At 62.9% G+C, this 16,330-nt stretch carries 14 protein-coding genes and 1 tRNA gene; 3 read left to right on the forward strand and 12 right to left on the reverse strand.

Annotation, left to right across the window (positions count from 1 at the left end; all coding sequences use genetic code 11):
- Nucleotides 1–207: 207 nt before the first annotated feature.
- The 12 genes from queD to def all read right to left on the reverse strand — a co-directional run bounded on the left by queD (nt 208) and on the right by def (nt 11,420).
- The gene (gene queD / locus M0D67_RS29850) at nt 208–651 is read right to left on the reverse strand and encodes a 6-carboxytetrahydropterin synthase QueD (protein WP_093634683.1); all 444 of its coding nucleotides are present in this window, start codon (nt 649–651) and stop codon (nt 208–210) included.
- Nucleotides 652–660: 9 nt separating this feature from the next.
- On the reverse strand, nt 661–1,293 hold the full coding sequence (queE, locus tag M0D67_RS29855; RefSeq protein WP_154559671.1) for a 7-carboxy-7-deazaguanine synthase: 633 nt from the start codon (nt 1,291–1,293) through the stop codon (nt 661–663).
- Nucleotides 1,294–1,378: 85 nt separating this feature from the next.
- Nucleotides 1,379–2,110: a 7-cyano-7-deazaguanine synthase QueC gene (gene queC, locus M0D67_RS29860; RefSeq protein ID WP_168435636.1), complete on the reverse strand. Its 732-nt coding sequence runs from the start codon at nt 2,108–2,110 to the stop codon at nt 1,379–1,381.
- Nucleotides 2,111–2,558: 448 nt separating this feature from the next.
- Nucleotides 2,559–2,634, reverse strand: a tRNA-Phe gene (locus M0D67_RS29865).
- 97 nt (nt 2,635–2,731) lie between these two features.
- A complete protein-coding gene (gene esaR / locus M0D67_RS29870; RefSeq protein WP_054037109.1) occupies nt 2,732–3,421 on the reverse strand; it encodes a response regulator transcription factor EsaR in 690 nt (229 codons plus the stop codon).
- The gene (locus M0D67_RS29875) at nt 3,422–5,836 is read right to left on the reverse strand and encodes a PAS domain-containing sensor histidine kinase (protein WP_171925225.1); all 2,415 of its coding nucleotides are present in this window, start codon (nt 5,834–5,836) and stop codon (nt 3,422–3,424) included.
- Entirely contained in the window at nt 5,826–6,425 is a 600-nt protein-coding gene (locus M0D67_RS29880) for a DUF4390 domain-containing protein (protein ID WP_054037187.1), read from the reverse strand. Before M0D67_RS29880 ends, M0D67_RS29875 begins: the two co-directional genes overlap by 11 nt.
- On the reverse strand, nt 6,422–7,861 hold the full coding sequence (gene rsmB / locus M0D67_RS29885) for a 16S rRNA (cytosine(967)-C(5))-methyltransferase RsmB (protein ID WP_266240712.1): 1,440 nt from the start codon (nt 7,859–7,861) through the stop codon (nt 6,422–6,424). The genes M0D67_RS29880 and rsmB overlap by 4 nt, the downstream gene beginning before the upstream one ends.
- Before the next feature lie 322 nt (nt 7,862–8,183).
- Complete coding sequence (gene htpX, locus M0D67_RS29890) at nt 8,184–9,041, reverse strand: zinc metalloprotease HtpX (protein ID WP_266240713.1); 858 nt, start codon at nt 9,039–9,041, stop codon at nt 8,184–8,186.
- A 103-nt stretch (nt 9,042–9,144) separates the two neighbouring features.
- On the reverse strand, nt 9,145–9,786 hold the full coding sequence (locus tag M0D67_RS29895; RefSeq protein ID WP_266240714.1) for a LysE family translocator: 642 nt from the start codon (nt 9,784–9,786) through the stop codon (nt 9,145–9,147).
- A 113-nt stretch (nt 9,787–9,899) separates the two neighbouring features.
- On the reverse strand, nt 9,900–10,886 hold the full coding sequence (gene fmt / locus M0D67_RS29900; protein ID WP_266240715.1) for a methionyl-tRNA formyltransferase: 987 nt from the start codon (nt 10,884–10,886) through the stop codon (nt 9,900–9,902).
- 30 nt (nt 10,887–10,916) lie between these two features.
- On the reverse strand, nt 10,917–11,420 hold the full coding sequence (def, locus tag M0D67_RS29905; protein ID WP_154559666.1) for a peptide deformylase: 504 nt from the start codon (nt 11,418–11,420) through the stop codon (nt 10,917–10,919).
- A gap of 243 nt (nt 11,421–11,663) precedes the next feature.
- Here def and dprA point away from each other — a divergent pair, with 243 nt between their 5' ends.
- From dprA to M0D67_RS29920, 3 genes are all read left to right on the forward strand, one after another.
- Entirely contained in the window at nt 11,664–12,926 is a 1,263-nt protein-coding gene (gene dprA, locus M0D67_RS29910) for a DNA-processing protein DprA (RefSeq protein WP_266240716.1), read from the forward strand.
- A gap of 89 nt (nt 12,927–13,015) precedes the next feature.
- On the forward strand, nt 13,016–13,393 hold the full coding sequence (locus tag M0D67_RS29915) for a thioredoxin family protein (RefSeq protein WP_097390883.1): 378 nt from the start codon (nt 13,016–13,018) through the stop codon (nt 13,391–13,393).
- A gap of 249 nt (nt 13,394–13,642) precedes the next feature.
- A complete protein-coding gene (locus M0D67_RS29920) occupies nt 13,643–16,321 on the forward strand; it encodes a DNA topoisomerase III (RefSeq protein WP_171925230.1) in 2,679 nt (892 codons plus the stop codon).
- Nucleotides 16,322–16,330 lie beyond the last annotated feature (9 nt).

A 16,330-nucleotide genomic window follows, 5' to 3' on the forward strand; every position in this document is an offset into this window, starting at 1 on the left:
CGCTCCCTGGCGATGGGACACATCGCCTGAAACGCGGGTGAGGATGGCGCAGCCGAACAGGCCAACGCCCGGGCCGTGACGGCCTGAATGCCTGCTGCGACGCAATGCGGTGACCGGCATGTCTCGCTCCATGTGGTTATCGGAGCGATCATACCGTGACAATAACGTGGGGGTTGGCCCGCGGGCTTGAGTCGCGCGGCCCTGAACTTAATCGCGGACCACGTCGGCCCAGCAGTTCGGCGTCTCGAACAGACGCACCTTATGCAAACGCAGATTCACACCGTAATGCGCGTCGTAGACGTTCGCGAGGATATCGAACGCGACGGCAGCGAGATTTTCAACGGTCGGGATGCGATCGAGCACGACTGTCTTGTGCCCCGCCATGGTTTCCAGAAAACCGCGCACCTGCGTATCGCCTTCGTAGACGAGGAACGCATGATCCCACTTGTCGACCAGATGCTCGACCGCGAGCGACTTCACGTCGGCGAAGTCCATCACCATGCCGCGATCCGGCGCGCCTTCGGTATCGACCAGGTCGCCTTGCAGCGTGATTTCGAGCACATAGCGATGGCCGTGCAGATTACGGCACTGGCTGCGGTGATCGGGGATGCGGTGACCCGCGTCGAATTCGAGTTTTCGTGTAATCGTCAGCACGGCAAATCAGGGAATGTTCAGATACTTGTGGGTCTGCATCGACAGGCGCCATTGCGGATGGCGTTTGCACCAGTCGATCGCGAGCTTGGTGTTGAGGTCGCGCGACGGGCCGTCCATCGGCTGGACGAGGAAATACTCGAAGTCGAGCTTCGCATACTCGGACAAACGCTGGTTGTCCTGCGGAATCACGACCTTCAGTTCGTTGCCCTTGGTGACGACGAGCGGTGCGTCGGCTTTCGGGCTCACGCAGATCCAGTCGATCGTCTCGAGCACCGGCAGCGAGCCGTTGGTTTCGATGGCGATTTCGAAGCCGGCGGCATGCAGCGCATCGACGAACGGCTGATCGATCTGCAACATCGGCTCACCGCCCGTGCAGACCACGAAGCGTTCGCCCTCGCCTTCCGGCCATTGCGACGCGATCATCTGCACCAGATCTTCCGGCGTACGGTACTTGCCGCCGTTCTCACCATCGGTCCCGACGAAGTCCGTATCGCAGAAACGGCAGACCGCATCCGCACGATCTTCTTCGCGGCCCGACCACAGATTGCAGCCGGCGAACCGGCAGAACACGGCCGGACGCCCGGCATTCGCGCCCTCGCCCTGCAATGTGTAGAAGATTTCCTTGACCGCGTAAGTCATGCTGCTTTCTGCCTTGTGTTCCTGAAAATAATTGCCTGCGCGGCGCCCGTTCGCACGGTGCGCCAGCGTAAAACTTCGGTGAGCGTCAGACCGGCTCGGTCACCTTCTCACCGGCCAGATACGCTTCGAAACCGCGCTTGCGCAAGCGGCACGCCGGGCATTCGCCGCAGCCGAAGCCCCATGCATGCAACTCGGCGCGCTCGCCGACATAGCAGGTGTGCGTTTCGACGCGCACCAGTTCGACCAGTTCGTCGCCGCCCAACTCGTGCGCGAGACGCCACGTGTCGGCCTTATCGAGCCACATCAGCGGCGTTTCGAGCAGGAAGCGCGTATCCATGCCGAGGTTCAGCGCGACCTGCAATGCCTTCATCGTGTCGTCGCGGCAATCGGGGTAACCCGAGAAGTCCGTCTCGCACATGCCGCCAACCAGCACCTGCAAACCACGCCGATAGGCGATGGCCGCGGCGATCGTCATGAACATCAGATTGCGGCCCGGCACGAACGTATTCGGCAAACCGTTCGCCGTGGCGTGAATCTCGATTTCGCGCGTCATCGCGGTATCGCTGATCGAGCCGAGCACCGACAGATCGATCATGTGATCTTCGCCGAGGCGGTCGGCCCACGCCGGAAATGTCCGCGTCACCGCGTTACGAAACCCTTCGCGGCATTCGAGTTCGACTCGGTGCCGCTGGCCATAATCGAAGCCCAGCGTCTCGACTGTTTCATAACGTTCGAGGGCCCAGGCGAGGCACGTGGCGGAATCCTGGCCGCCGGAAAACAGCACCAGAGCGCTACGTTTAGCGTCTTTGCGGATCACCGTGAAACTCCGTGAATGATGAGTGCCACGTCGCGCTGCGCGAGGTGCGCCATGCAAGCAACGCGGCGCGACGCGTGCCGGCACTGCTGCCGGCCCAAAGCAGTATAGGCCGCGCCTTCCCCATGCAGAGTCGCTGGGCGCTTATACCGTTAATCGTCGGGCGAAGGGTTCGGCACCTGTTGCGGCCTTGCCGTGTTGCGGCAGAGTGCGCAAAAGGCGCCGCTTCAGGATACGAAAAGACGCGTTTGGTGCGGTGGCGCGCCAGTGGAACGCCTACAGCACCCTCGCATGCAAGTCCTTGAACTGGCGCAATTTTATCACGCGACGCCCAATGCCGCCGAGCGCACCCGCCGTGGGGCAAGCTGCCTACGTCACCACACATGCCCATCAGAAACGGGACAAAAAAGGAAAAGCCCCAGGAATCTTGCGATTTCCTGGGGCTGAATCCTGGTGGCCTGGGACGGAATCGAACCATCGACACGCGGATTTTCAATCCGCTGCTCTACCAACTGAGCTACCGGGCCAACGAAGAACGAAATGATATCAAAGGGTCAGCAGCACGACAAGCCCCTTCTCGAAAAAATCTGCCGCGCCCGAACCTGCACGCATTGCGCAGGCCCTTCACTCCCCTTTGTTCTTACCGAGATCGACACCGAGCTGCTTGAGCTTGCGATACAAGTGCGTGCGCTCGAGACCCGTCTTTTCCGCGACGCGCGTCATGCTGCCATTCTCGCGCGCGAGGTGATATTCGAAGTAAGCACGCTCGAACGCATCGCGCGCATCGCGCAACGGGATGTCGAACGAGATCGACGCCGTTTGCGCAGCCAACGCGCCGCTGCCCATGCCATCCGACGACAGCATCGGCAACGCAGCCGCCGAAGCCACGGCCGAAGCGCTGACCGGCAACGCCGGCTTGGCGACCGCGCCGCCCGGTGCACCGACCGCATTGCCGCGGGCGAGGCCCTGCTCGACTGCCTTCAGCAGCTTCTGCAACGCAATCGGCTTCTCGAGGAAATTGAGTGCGCCGATCTTGGTTGCTTCAACCGCCGTATCGATGGTTGCGTGACCGGACATCATGATCACCGGCATGGTCAGCTGCCCCTGCGCGGCCCATTCTTTGAGCAAGGTGACGCCGTCCGTATCGGGCATCCAGATGTCGAGCAGCACCAGGTCCGGCGCCTGGCGCAAGCGGAATTCGCGCGCTTCCTGCGCGTTTTCCGCGGCCTCCACGACATGCCCCTCGTCGCTCAGGATCTCCGAGAGCAATTCCCGGATGCCCATTTCATCATCTACCACCAGGATGGTTGCCATTTACGCTGCCCTTGTCTGCACTGTTGCTTTTGTCGTTCCCTGCGACGCATTGCCATGCGCCGGCCGCGACCCTGCTCCAGGCGCCGCGGCATCGTCTGCCAGTTGAAGGAAGAGGATCGATATCTGCGCGCCTTCAATCACATCGCCCGCTTTCATGCGGTTGCGAATGTCGATGCGCGCGCCGTGTTCGTCGACGATCTTCTTGACCATCGCAAGACCGAGGCCCGTACCTTTGGCCTTGGTCGTCACGTAAGGTTCGAATGCACGTGTCAGGATACGCGCGGGGAAGCCCGGTCCGTTATCCGACACTGTCAGACGCACCGCGACGTGTACTTTGCCTTCCGCGTCGGGGTCTCCGTATTCTACTGTCCTCGTCTCGAGCAACACACGCGGTTGTTCGACGTCGGCCACGGCATCCTGTGCATTCTGCAGCAGGTTGTGAATTACCTGTCGCAATTGTGTCGCGTCGCCGCGAATCGCCGGCAAATCCGCGAGCTCTACCTGAATTGCGCCCTTGCCTTCTTCGATACCGTACAGCGTGAGCACCTCGCTGACCAGTTCGTTCAGTTGCAGATGCGCCAGCACTGCAGGGGGCGTGCGTGCATAGTCGCGGAAATTGTCGACCATCTGCTTCATCGCCGCGACCTGATTGACGATAGTGGTCGCGCCGCGCTTCAGCACATCGGCATCCGAGGGCGACAGCTTGTCGGCGAGTTTCATCTGCAAACGCTCGGCGGACAACTGGATCGGCGTGAGCGGGTTCTTGATCTCGTGCGCGAGACGCCGCGCGACTTCGCCCCAGGCGATCGAACGCTGCGCGGAGATCACATCCGAAATATCGTCGAACACGACGACGTAGCCGGAGGTCTGCATGTCTTCCGCATCGCGATCGGTGGCGGACACAAGACGCGCGCCGCGCACGAGCAAGGTGAGCGGCTCGGTTTCGCCCGGCACCTGCACCGAGAACTGCTGCTGCCAGTGGCCGCGGTCGTCGTGACCGTCGCCGCTTGCGGCCTCGCGATCGGCGAAGGCCTTGCGCACCATGCCGCCGAATTCGCTCAACACGCCAATCTGCTCGAGCGCCGAACCCAGCACCTCCTGGAACTGCTGACGGAAAATCCGCTCGGCGCCGCGGTTTGCGGTGGTGAGACGGAACTGCCGGTCGAACACGAACACACCCGCGGTCAGGTTCGCGAGAATGCTTTCCAGATAGGCTTTCGAATGCTCGAGCGCGATCCGGTTGTTCTCGACCGCCGCGCGCGCTTCGGAGAGCTGCCGCGTCATCGCGTTGAACGACTGCGTGAGGAAGCCCAGTTCGTCACGCGATTTGATTTCGCGCTTTGGCGTGTAGTCGCCCTCGGTCACTTCCTTGGTGCCCTGCGCGAGCAGGAACAACGGTCGCGCAAGCTGATTGCCGAGCGCAAGCGCCAGCATCATCGCGATGAAGGTGGCAAGGAACAGCGCGAGCGTCAGCGTGCCGATGTACATCTTGCGCAAGCCGGTACGGCCCAGCGCCTTCTCCTGATATTCGCGATAAGCCCGCTGCACTGCGTCGGCGTTACGCGCGAGCGACGGCGACACCGGCTGCGTGAGCTGCAGGAAGCGCTCGGTGGGCTGCAGCAGCGACGCGTTCGAATCGGGAATGCGCTGCACGACGCGCAGCCGCAACGCGCCCTTGCTGCCGTGCGCGCGCGGATCGCCGTCGACTTCCCCTTCGATCGCCGCATAGCCGCGGCCACGCGCCTGATCGATCATCAATGGCGTGGGTAAGTCGTTCGACACGAGTGTCGCGTAATTGCCGGACGCCTGCGCGACCACGTGCATGTCCGGCGTCGCGCCCGACATGCTGCGCGTGGGTTCGACGATCGTCGCGTCCTGCACGCCGAACTGATCGCGCAAGCGCAGCAGCGTGAGCGTGGTGCCGGCGGCGTCCGCGCTCGCCAGCTGCTCGGACATCAGGCGGCCCTTGGTCTGCAGATCGGATAGCGACGCGTCGAGCATGCCGCGGCCGAGATTCAGGCCCGAGGTCAACGCGGTTTCGACGTTCACGTCGAACCACGACTCGATACTGCGCGATACGAACTGATACGAGACCACGTAAATGATGCCGCCCGGCACCACGCCGACCAGCGCCATGAAGAACGCGAGTTTCGCTAACAGCCGGGTGCCGAACTTACCTTTTCTAAGCCGCGCAATGATGATGATGACGAGCGTCGCCACCACCAGCAAAAAGATCATCGCGACCACGAGATTGGCCGCGTACAGCCACTGGTAATAGCGGTCGAAAAATTCGGTATTCGCGCTCGCCGCTGCAAGCAGCACGAGCAGCAGCACGGCCGTCACGGCGACCGTGGACACCAGCACGCGCACGACGATGCTGCTGACGCTGGTGGCTTGGCGCACTCTATTTAGCACGTTCGGTCACCGTGAAGGTAAAGCGTTTCCACTCCGACGAGAGGCTCCAGTCGCGGTTGTTCACCGCGTCGATCTGGAACGGCTTGGGCATTAGCGCGATGTCGAGTTGCATGCGCACCGACGCGTTGTACGTCTCCCCGACATGCACCTGATTGCGGTCGATCACGTGCCACGACGTGATGTGCTTGATCACCGCGAGCGCATCTTTCAGCGTCGTGAAGCCGAGCTGCAAGCCACCCGACGACACGCTCGACACACGATACTCACGCGTGAGCGGCTGGAACGACAGGCGAATGCTCTGCGATACGCTCACCGGCTGTTCGTCGAACCAGTACCAGCGCGGCCGGCTCAGCTCGAAGTCTGTCGTGAAGTACAGCGGAATGCCTTTGTTGACGGCGTCTTCGAGATTGCTGTTCAGGTCGAAGTCGAAACGCGCGTCGATGCTCCAGCCGGTGTTGTCCGATTGCAGCGACGCGCGCTGCACCGCGATCGAATCGGCGTACGCCGCGCCCGGTACGGCGAGCCACACGGCCAGCACGATCCAGAGCACGGCAGCGAGCCGAAGCGGGAAGAAGCGTTTGATGGTCACCGTTTCTGAAAGCGCGCGTAGAAAAATCCGTCGTGGTCTGAGTTCGAGCCGGCGCTATCTTCAGCGACATGTCCGGCATGGGACCCGGCCGATGTGCCGGCGGGCGCGCGGGCAACTGAGGGTAAAAGTTGCCCCGGCGCGTCCAATCGTACCGCATCCTGGTACTTGTTTCCAAACCACTGCGCCTGCAACTCGCCTTCTTCAGGAAAGATCGAACACGTAACGTAGAGCAACTCGCCGCCTGGCTTCACGAGTGGCCATAGCGCCTCGAGAATACGGCGCTGCTCGGCGACCAGCGCGGGAATATCCGACGCGCGACGCAGCCAGCGAATATCCGGGTGACGCCGCACGATGCCCGAGGCCGAACACGGCACGTCGGCCAGAATGCGGTCGAACGGCTGGTCGATGTCGTCGTGCCATTTTGCGGGCGCACCCGCGTCGCCGATACGCACTTCCGCTTCGAGCTTGAGCCGCTGCAAGTTTTCACCGATGCGACGCGCGCGCGATGCGTCGCTTTCGAGCGCCACGAGCTGCAAGTTGGCAAGTTCGAGCAGATGGCCGGTTTTGCCGCCAGGCGCCGCGCACGCGTCGAGCACTCGCATGCCGTCACGCACGCCGAGCAGTTGCGCAGCGAGTTGCGCGCCGGCGTCTTGCACCGACACCACTCCGTCGTTGAAGCCGGGGATCCGGTCGACGGACATCGGCGTGGTGAGCTTGACGGCGTATTCGCCGGCCCTGCTCGCGGGAATGTGATGGTCCTGCAATACCTGCAAATAGGCGTCGACTGTCGAGCGGCGCGCGTTGACGCGCAATGTCAGCGGACCTTGCGTGTTGCCGGAGGCGAGCACGGCTTGCCATGCGTCGGGCCACGCGCGCTTCACCGCATCGATCCACCACGCCGGGTAGTTCCAGCGCGCAACTTCGTCAGCTTGCGCTGCGCTCAGCAGCGCCTCACGCTCGCGCAGGAAATTACGCAGCACGGCGTTGACGAGACCCTTTGCGAACGCGAATTCACGACGCGCGGCGATGGCGCTCACCGCCTGATCGACAACCGTGAACGGCGCATAGGCGGCGTTCTCTTCATCGTCGACGAGCAAAGCGAGCGCGCAGGCGAGCACATGACCGACGTGCGGCGGCGGCGCCTTCTTCACCAGCTTCGCGATCAGCCACTCGGCGGTCGCCAGACGCCGCATGGTGCGGTACGCGATGTCCTGCACCGCGCCGCGCGCAGCGGCGGCGCTGCCTTCAGGCGCGGAGACGAATACGGATTGCAACGCGGCCGGCAACGCCGCGCCGAGGCGCACGGCGCCGACGGCCTGGCCCGCGCAGTCGAGCACGAAACCGAGCGATTCGGGCGCGAGATGCAGCATCGTCAAACGGGATTCGCGCGGACGCGTCGATGGGGAAGCAGAACGCGAAGAAGGCTTTGGAGTCATGAAAAAGGCAAAGGCAGGCCGTGCGGTACGCGCGGCGCAAACAGCACACATTGTAGCGTGGCGCGGGGCGAAGGCCGCCGAGGGTGGCGCGTAGCCGCGCCAGCCGAGGCGCGAGCAATAGGGCAAGGCCTCGCAGCGGAGGGCAAGCGACGCTGCGCCCGGAGCGAAAGTGCTCCGCATTGGCCGCATCCGGTCGTGCCGCTACTAATCCGCGGTCCGGCCGCTTAAGCAAAAAGGCGAGCCAGCAGACTCGCCTTTCGTCATGCCGGATCGACGGATCGCCGGATCGCCGGATCGCCGGATCGCCGGGATCAGTGCACCGTTACTCGAAGCGCCGCGTGCGCGCCATTTCCATCAAACGCGCGACGCGTTCCTCGGTGGCCGGGTGCGTCGAGAACAGATTCGCGATGCCGCCGCCCGACAGCGGATTCATGATCATCATCTGCGCGGTGGCCGGATGCTGCTCGGCCGTGGGGAACGGAATGCCGCTCGCGTAGCGATGGATCTTGTCGAGCGCCGAGGCGAGCGCCTGCGGATCGCCGGAAATCTGCGCGCCGCCGCGGTCCGCTTCGAATTCACGCGCACGCGAAATCGCCATCTGAATCAGCGCGCCGGCGATCGGCGCGAGCAACGCGACAGCGATGCCCGCGATCGGGTTCGTCGGACGGCCGTTTTCGTCACGGCTGCCGAAGAACATCGCGAAGTTCGCCAGTGCGGAAATGGCGCCGGCCATGGTCGCCGAAACCGTGGAGATCAGAATGTCGCGGTGCTTCACGTGCGCCAGTTCGTGCGCCATCACGCCGCGCATTTCGCGCTCAGACAACACGCGCAGGATGCCCGTGGTGGCGGCGACAGCCGCATGCTCCGGATTGCGGCCGGTAGCAAACGCGTTCGGCGCGTCTTCGTTGATCAGGTAGACGCGCGGCATTGGCAGGCCGGCACGCGTGGAAAGCTCGCGCACCATGCGATAGAACTGCGGCGCACTGTTTTCGTCGACTTCCTGCGCGTTGTACATGCGCAGGACCATCTTGTCCGAGAACCAGTACGAAAAGAAATTCATCCCAAGGGCGATCACGAGCGCGATCGTCATGCCGCGCGACCCGCCGATCATCCCGCCGATCACGATGAAAAGGGCCGTGATCGCGGCCATCAACATCGCGGTTTTGACCCAATTGAACATGTCTGCTACTCCTTGCCCTAACGCGGGTTCATATCTGCGCCGCGTGATCGCGGCGGCTGATTGTAAGCGAAATGTTAGATATGGGCGCGTGAGGAAAATTCAATCATCTTGATGCGGTGGCGAGCTTGATGCCCAAGCCGACGAATGCGCTGCCGACGCCGCGATCCAGCCACCGCTTCATCAAGGGCTGGCCGGAGAAGCGCTGGGTCACGCTGCCGGCAACCCACGCGACAAAACTGTTCCAGATCATGCTCATAACGACGAACACTCCGCCGAGCGTGAGGAACGCCAGCGCTTTATGGTCGCTGCCCGTTGTGACGAATTGCGGAAAGAACGACACGAAGAACAGCACGACCTTGGGATTCAGCACATTGGTCCAGAAGCCTTGCAGGAACAACTGACGCAATGATTTCGGCGCGCCGGCCGCGCGCGCTTCACCCACCGCCTGGTCTGCCGCCGGCTTCGCGAAAATCAGGCGCAGGCCGAGATACATCAGATAAATAGCACCGACGAACTTGATAACGGTGAATGCGGTGGCCGAAGCGGCCAGCAGCGCCGTCAGGCCGAACGCGCAGGCAAGCGAATGAACGCAGCAACCGGCGGAGATGCCGAGCGCGGACATCAGCCCTGCGCCACGACCCTGTGCGACGCTGCGCCCGACGATGTAAGCCGTATCGGGACCGGGCGTCACATTCAGCAGAAAGACCGCGACGACGAAAAACTCGAAATGGGTGATGCCAAACATGGAGATCCTCTAAACGCGGGCTGTTGCATAGAGGATTCTAACGCGCTGCAGACTTGCAGCGGGGCTCTTGAACATCGGCCGAATGGACGATGTTCAAGCTATGCGCAAGGCGGTTATTTTGTTTCGGGAAGCTGGAAACGCTGACCCGCGGCCAGCGTGGCGCCGGCCAGGAATTCGCGCACCGGCAAGCGCTTGCCGCCGGGTTTTTGCAATTGCGTGAGACGCAGGGCGCCTTCGCCACAGGCAACCACGACGCCTTCCGGAGAAACGTCGGCGATCGTGCCGGGCGCTGTGTTGCCTTGCGCCTCGACCGGGACCGCCGCCCAGATCTTGATCGACGTACCGTCTTCCAGCGTGCCCACGCCGCCGGGGAACGGGTCGAACGCGCGCACCTGACGCGCAAGGACCGTGGCTGGCTTACTCCAGTCGAGTGCAGCCTCGTGCTTGCCGATCTTTTCCGCGTAAGTCACGCCGTCCGCGGGTTGCGGCGTTGCCGCCAGCTTGCCGCTACGCTCGAGTTCGATCAGTGCTTCGACGATCAGCTTCGCGCCGTCCTGTGCGAGGCGGTCGTGGAGCGTGGCCGTCGTGTCGTCGGCGGAAATCGGTGTGCGCACTTCGGAAATCATCGCGCCGGTATCGAGGCCGACGTCCATCTGCATCAGCGTGATACCGGTTTCCGTGTCGCCCGCCTCGATCGCACGGTGGATCGGCGCGGCGCCGCGCCAGCGCGGCAACAGCGACCCGTGAATGTTGATGCAACCCAGCGGCGGAATATCGAGCACTTCCTGAGGCAGGATCAGACCATATGCGGCCACCACCATCACGTCGTGCGGCGTGGCGCGCAGTTGATCGATCGCGGCGGTGGCCTCGGCCGGATATTTGCCGGCGCGGCGCAGCGAAGGCGGCTGCGCCACAGCAAGCCCGTGTTCCTGCGCGTAGCGTTTGACCGGACTCGCCTTCAATTTCATCCCGCGTCCCGCGGGCCGGTCGGGCTGAGTCAGCACGAGCGGCACCGGAAAACCGGCGCTGTGAATCGCGGCAAGCGCGGCCGCGGCGAACTCCGGCGTACCGGCAAAGATGACGCGCAACGAATGACTCATGAAGGGGGCAGTAGGCGAGGTGGACGCGCGTTACATCGCGTGGGCGAGCTTCTTCATCTTGCTCTTGATGCGCGTCTGCTTGAGCGACGACAGGTACTCGACGAACACGCGGCCCATCAGGTGATCCATTTCGTGTTGAATGCAAACGGCCAGCAAGCCTTCGCAATCCAGCTCGAAGGTCTCGCCCTTCTCGTTCAGCGCCCGCACGCGCACTTTCTCGGCGCGCTCGACGTTATCGTAAATGCCTGGTACCGAGAGGCAGCCCTCTTCCGACAACTTCTTCTCGTCGCTCGACCAGATGATTTCCGGATTGATGAAGGCGAGCAGCTCGTCGTGCGTTTCCGACACGTCGATCACGATCACGCGTTCATGCACGTCCACCTGGGTCGCCGCGAGGCCGACGCCGGGCGCGCCATACATCGTTTCGGCCATGTCGGCGACGAGCCGGCGGATGCGGTCGTTGACCGCTTCGACCGGCTTCGCAATCTTGTGCAACCGCTTGTCCGGGTAATTGAGAATGTTCAGTAAAGCCATGATCTTGAGTGTGTTTTTTCGGCGCCGCTGCCGGTGGAAGGCTAGCGTTGGCCATTCGGCCAGGTTGTGGGCACATCGCGTTACGCAGAGGATAGAGGCTGTCGAACCGGTTCGATTCAACGCGCCACGTGCGCCAAACGACGAGCCCGCGCGGGTGGGCGCGGCGCTGCAGTTATTTCGGATGATGAAAATTTTAGCATGGCGCCCGCCTGCCCGCTGGCTCCGTAAGAGGATCGACCGTCAATGCATACCTTGCCCGCAACCGATATTGAACTCGCCGCCTGGCTGCGGCTTTCGCTCGCGCCGGGGCTGAAGCCCGCTGCCCTGCGCCTACTTCTGGGCGCTTTCGGACTGCCGGAAGCGATCTTCAATCAATCGCCCGAGGCACTTGCCGGGATCGCGGGCGAGGCCGCGGCGCGCGCCGTGCTGGCGCCGTCCAGCCCAGATTTCGATGCGCAACTCGACGCGGTAATCGCATGGCGCGAGCTGCCCGGCAACCACGTGGTGACACTCGACGATCCCGCCTACCCGCCCGCGCTGCTGACCATGCCCGATCCGCCGCCACTACTATATATAAAGGGCCGGCTGGATCTGTTGCATACGAGGGCGGTCGCGCTGGTTGGCAGCCGCAGCGCGACACCGCAAGGCGCTGAGGATGCGGAGCGTTTCGCGCGCGAGCTTTCGCAGGCCGGTGTCACGATCGTATCGGGGCTCGCGCTGGGCATCGACGGTGCCGCGCATCGGGGCGGCCTGGAAGGCGTCGGTAGCACGGTGGCCGTAATCGGCACCGGCGCGGACCTCGTGTATCCGGCCGCGCATCATGCACTGGCGCGGCAGATTGCAATGCAAGGCGCGATCCTGTCGGAATGGCCGCTCGGCACACCGGCGCGCGCCGCCAATTTTCCACAGCGTAACCGCTTGATCGCCGGCCTCGTCAGCGGGGTTGTGATCGTCGAGGCCGCCATGCGCTCGGGCTCGCTGATCACGGCGCGGCTCGCCAATGAAATGGGGCGCGATATCTTCGCGTTGCCCGGCTCGATCCATGCGCCGTTGTCGCGCGGTTGTCATCGGATCATCAAGCAGGGCGCCAAGCTGGTGGAAACGCCCGATGAGGTGTTGGAGGAACTGGGCGTCTCGAGGCCCGTGGCAACGAAGGCCGCCAGCGGGCAAGCCGTTCTTTGGGACGGCGAGGCGGGCTGGCGAAATTCCTCAACGGGGCTGGCGTCGGTGGCAGATCAACCGGATTCGGCAGCCGCGCCAGCCTCAGCCGCGACTCAGCCGGAATTGACGGCTGCGCCGGCAGCATCCGAGGCCCCGCCGGCCATGAGCGCAGAGGCGTTGCAACTCCTCGACGCACTCGGTCACGCCCCCGCCACGCTTGAAATTCTTGCCACCCGCACCGAGATGGGGGACGCGGCATTGCAAAACACGCTGCTGCAGCTCGAACTCGCCGGCCAGGTGACCGCGCTGCCCGGCGGCCGCTTCACGCGAGCCACCCACGGCTGACCCCGCATCGACCAGGGTTGACCACCATTCGGGATCGGCCATGCTACATTCGCGCCAAAGCACCTGACAAAAGTACGCAAGGAACCACCATGCCCGCGCTGAATCTCGACACCGACCAAGACCGGATCGCCGAGCGCGTCAACGAACCCGACACGCTGTTCGTGGCCTGCCTGTGCGCGGAGTGGTGCGGAACCTGTCGTGAGTATCGGGACGCCTTCGACCGGCTGGCCGATAAGCATCCGGAGATCTGTTTCGCATGGATCGACATCGAAACCCATGCGGACCGCTTCGACGATCTGGATGTCGAAAATTTCCCGACCATCCTGATCGAAGACTCAGTAACGACACGTTTTTTTGGCACGGTTTTGCCGCAGGCGGCGATTGTGGAGCGGATGTTGTCCGATCTAACGGCCGTGCCGGGCGTCAGCGGCGCGCCCAAACTGCGGCCCGCGCTCGCCGTCGCGTGAATGTGGGCGCCAGCCGCTGAACCTTGCGGCACGGGCGTTGCGAGCGACACACAGCGCGTTTTCCGCAGCTTGCCCAGTTACTGAGCGCGCAATTATCATGGCGCGCTTTTTATGGCACTTGACACGCCGCGCTGGCGCCGTGTGCTATAAAGCGGTCGTTATTGGGTCGCAAAGGTCGCAAACGAGGGTCGCGCTAATAAATGCGCACTCAAGGCCATCAACCCGGATCTACCAACCTCACATCGAGTCATGTCCAAAGCACTGATCATCGCCGAAAAGCCTTCCGTCGCGAACGACATCGCGCGCGCTTTGGGCGGCTTTACCAAGCATGACGAATACTACGAAAGCGACGACTACGTCCTTTCCTCGGCAGTCGGCCACTTGCTGGAAATCGCCGCGCCCGAAGACTATGAAGTCAAACGCGGCAAGTGGAGTTTCGCCAACCTGCCCGTCATTCCGCCGCATTTCGATCTGAATCCGATCGCCAAGAGCGAGTCGCGCCTGAAGGTGCTGACCAAGCTGCTCAAGCGTAAAGACGTCGATCGCCTGATCAACGCATGTGACGCGGGGCGCGAGGGCGAGCTGATTTTCCGCCTGATCGCGCAGCACGCGAAAGCCAAGCAACCGGTACAGCGTCTGTGGCTTCAGTCGATGACCGCCGGCTCGATTCGCGACGGCTTTGCCCGTCTGCGTAGCGACGAAGAAATGCAGCCGCTCGCGGATGCCGCACGCTGCCGTTCGGAAGCGGACTGGCTGGTCGGCATCAACGGCACGCGCGCCATGACCGCGTTCAACAGCAAGGGCGGCGGCTTCTTCCTGACCACGGTTGGGCGGGTGCAGACGCCGACGCTGTCGATCGTCGTCGAGCGCGAAGAAAAGATTCGCCGCTTCGTGCCGCGTGATTACTGGGAAGTGAAGGCGGAGTTTGTCTGCGCGGCCGGTTTCTACGAAGGCCGCTGGTTCGATCCGCAATTCAAGCGCGACGAGTTCGATCCGGAAAAACGCGATTCGCGCCTGTGGGCACTGCCCGCGGCTGAGACGATCGTCGCCGCCTGCCGCGGCCAGATCGGCAAGGTAACCGAAGAATCGAAGCCGTCCACGCAACTGTCGCCGGCACTGTTCGACCTGACCAGCTTGCAGCGCGAGGCCAACGGCCGCTTCGGCTTCTCGGCGAAGAACACGCTGGGTCTCGCTCAGGCGTTGTACGAAAAGCACAAGGTGCTGACCTATCCCCGGACCGACGCGCGCGCGTTGCCGGAAGACTATATGGATACGGTCAAGGAAACGCTTGGCATGCTCAAGGAGAGCAACAACTATCTCCCGTACGCCAAGCAGGTGCTCGACAAGGGTTGGGTGAAGCCGAACAAGCGCATCTTCGATAATTCGAAGATCAGCGACCACTTCGCAATCATCCCGACGGCGCAGGCGCCGAAGAATCTGTCCGAGCCGGAACAGAAGCTCTACGACCTGGTCGTGAAGCGCTTCCTGTCGGTGTTCTTCCCGGCCGCGGAATATCGAGTAACGACGCGGATCACGGAAGTGGTCGGCCATCACTTCAAGACTGAAGGCAAGGTGCTGGTCGAACCGGGCTGGTTGCAGGTCTATGGCCGCGAAATCAGCGGCGAAGACGCGAACCTCGTGCCGGTGCAGAAGGACGAGAAGGTCAAGACGGACAAGATCGCCGCCCAGCAACTGGTGACGAAACCGCCCGCACGCTACAACGAAGCGACCTTGCTGTCGGCCATGGAAGGCGCGGGCAAGCTGGTCGAAGACGACGAATTGCGCGAAGCCATGGCGGCCAAGGGGCTCGGCACGCCGGCCACGCGCGCCGCCATCATCGAAGGGCTGCTTGGCGAAAAGTATCTGATCCGCGAAGGCCGCGATCTGATTCCGACTGCCAAAGCATTCCAGTTGATGACGCTGCTGCGCGGTCTCGGCGTGAAGGAACTGACCGCGCCGGAATTGACCGGCGAGTGGGAATACAAGCTCTCGCAGATGGAGCGTGGCAACCTGCCGCGCGACGCGTTCATGCAGGAAATCGCCCGCATGACGCAAACCATCGTCAAGCGCGCGAAGGAATACGATTCCGACACGATCCCCGGCGATTACGCGACGTTGCAGACGCCGTGTCCGAATTGCGGCGGTCAGGTGAAGGAAAACTATCGGCGCTTTGCATGCTCGAAGTGCGAGTTTTCGATCTCGAAGATTCCGGGCGGCCGTCAGTTCGAAATCCCGGAAGTTGAAGAGCTGCTGCAGAACAAGACGATCGGACCGCTGTCGGGTTTCCGCAGCAAGATGGGCCGTCCGTTCTCCGCGATCCTCAAGCTTTCGCTCGATGACGAGATCAAGAACTACAAGCTCGAATTCGACTTCGGTCAGGATTCGGGCGGCGAAGACGGCGAACCGCCTGACTTCTCCGATCAAGAGGCGGTCGGCGCGTGCCCGAAGTGCAAGGGCCGCGTGTTCGAACACGGTATGAGCTATGTCTGCGAGAACTCGGTCGCGAATCCGAAGACTTGTGATTTCCGCTCGGGCAAGGTGATTCTGCAGCAGGAAATCGCGCGTGAGCAGATGGCGAAGTTGCTCGAGGAAGGACGCACCGATCTGCTGACGAACTTCAAGTCGTCGCGCACCGGCCGCAACTTCAAGGCGTTCCTCGTCAAGCAGAACGACGGCAAGATCGGCTTCGAATTCGAGAAGAAAGAGCCGTCGGCCAAGACCGCAGCGAAAACCGCGGCGGCCAAGACTGCAGCGAAGGCAGCGCCGGAGTCTGATGACGAAGACGCACCGGTCGCAGTGAAGGCAGTGCCCGCCAAAAAGGCCGCAGCGAAGAAAGTGCCCGCTACGAAGACGGCGGCTGCGAAAAAGACCGCCGCTGCCAAGAAGGCGCCGGCTAAGAAAGCAGTAGCACGCAAGACGGGCTCGTAATTCGGGCGG

Origin of the sequence: Paraburkholderia sp. SECH4 (assembly GCF_030511745.1) — a bacterium.
GTDB lineage: Bacteria > Pseudomonadota > Gammaproteobacteria > Burkholderiales > Burkholderiaceae > Paraburkholderia > Paraburkholderia madseniana.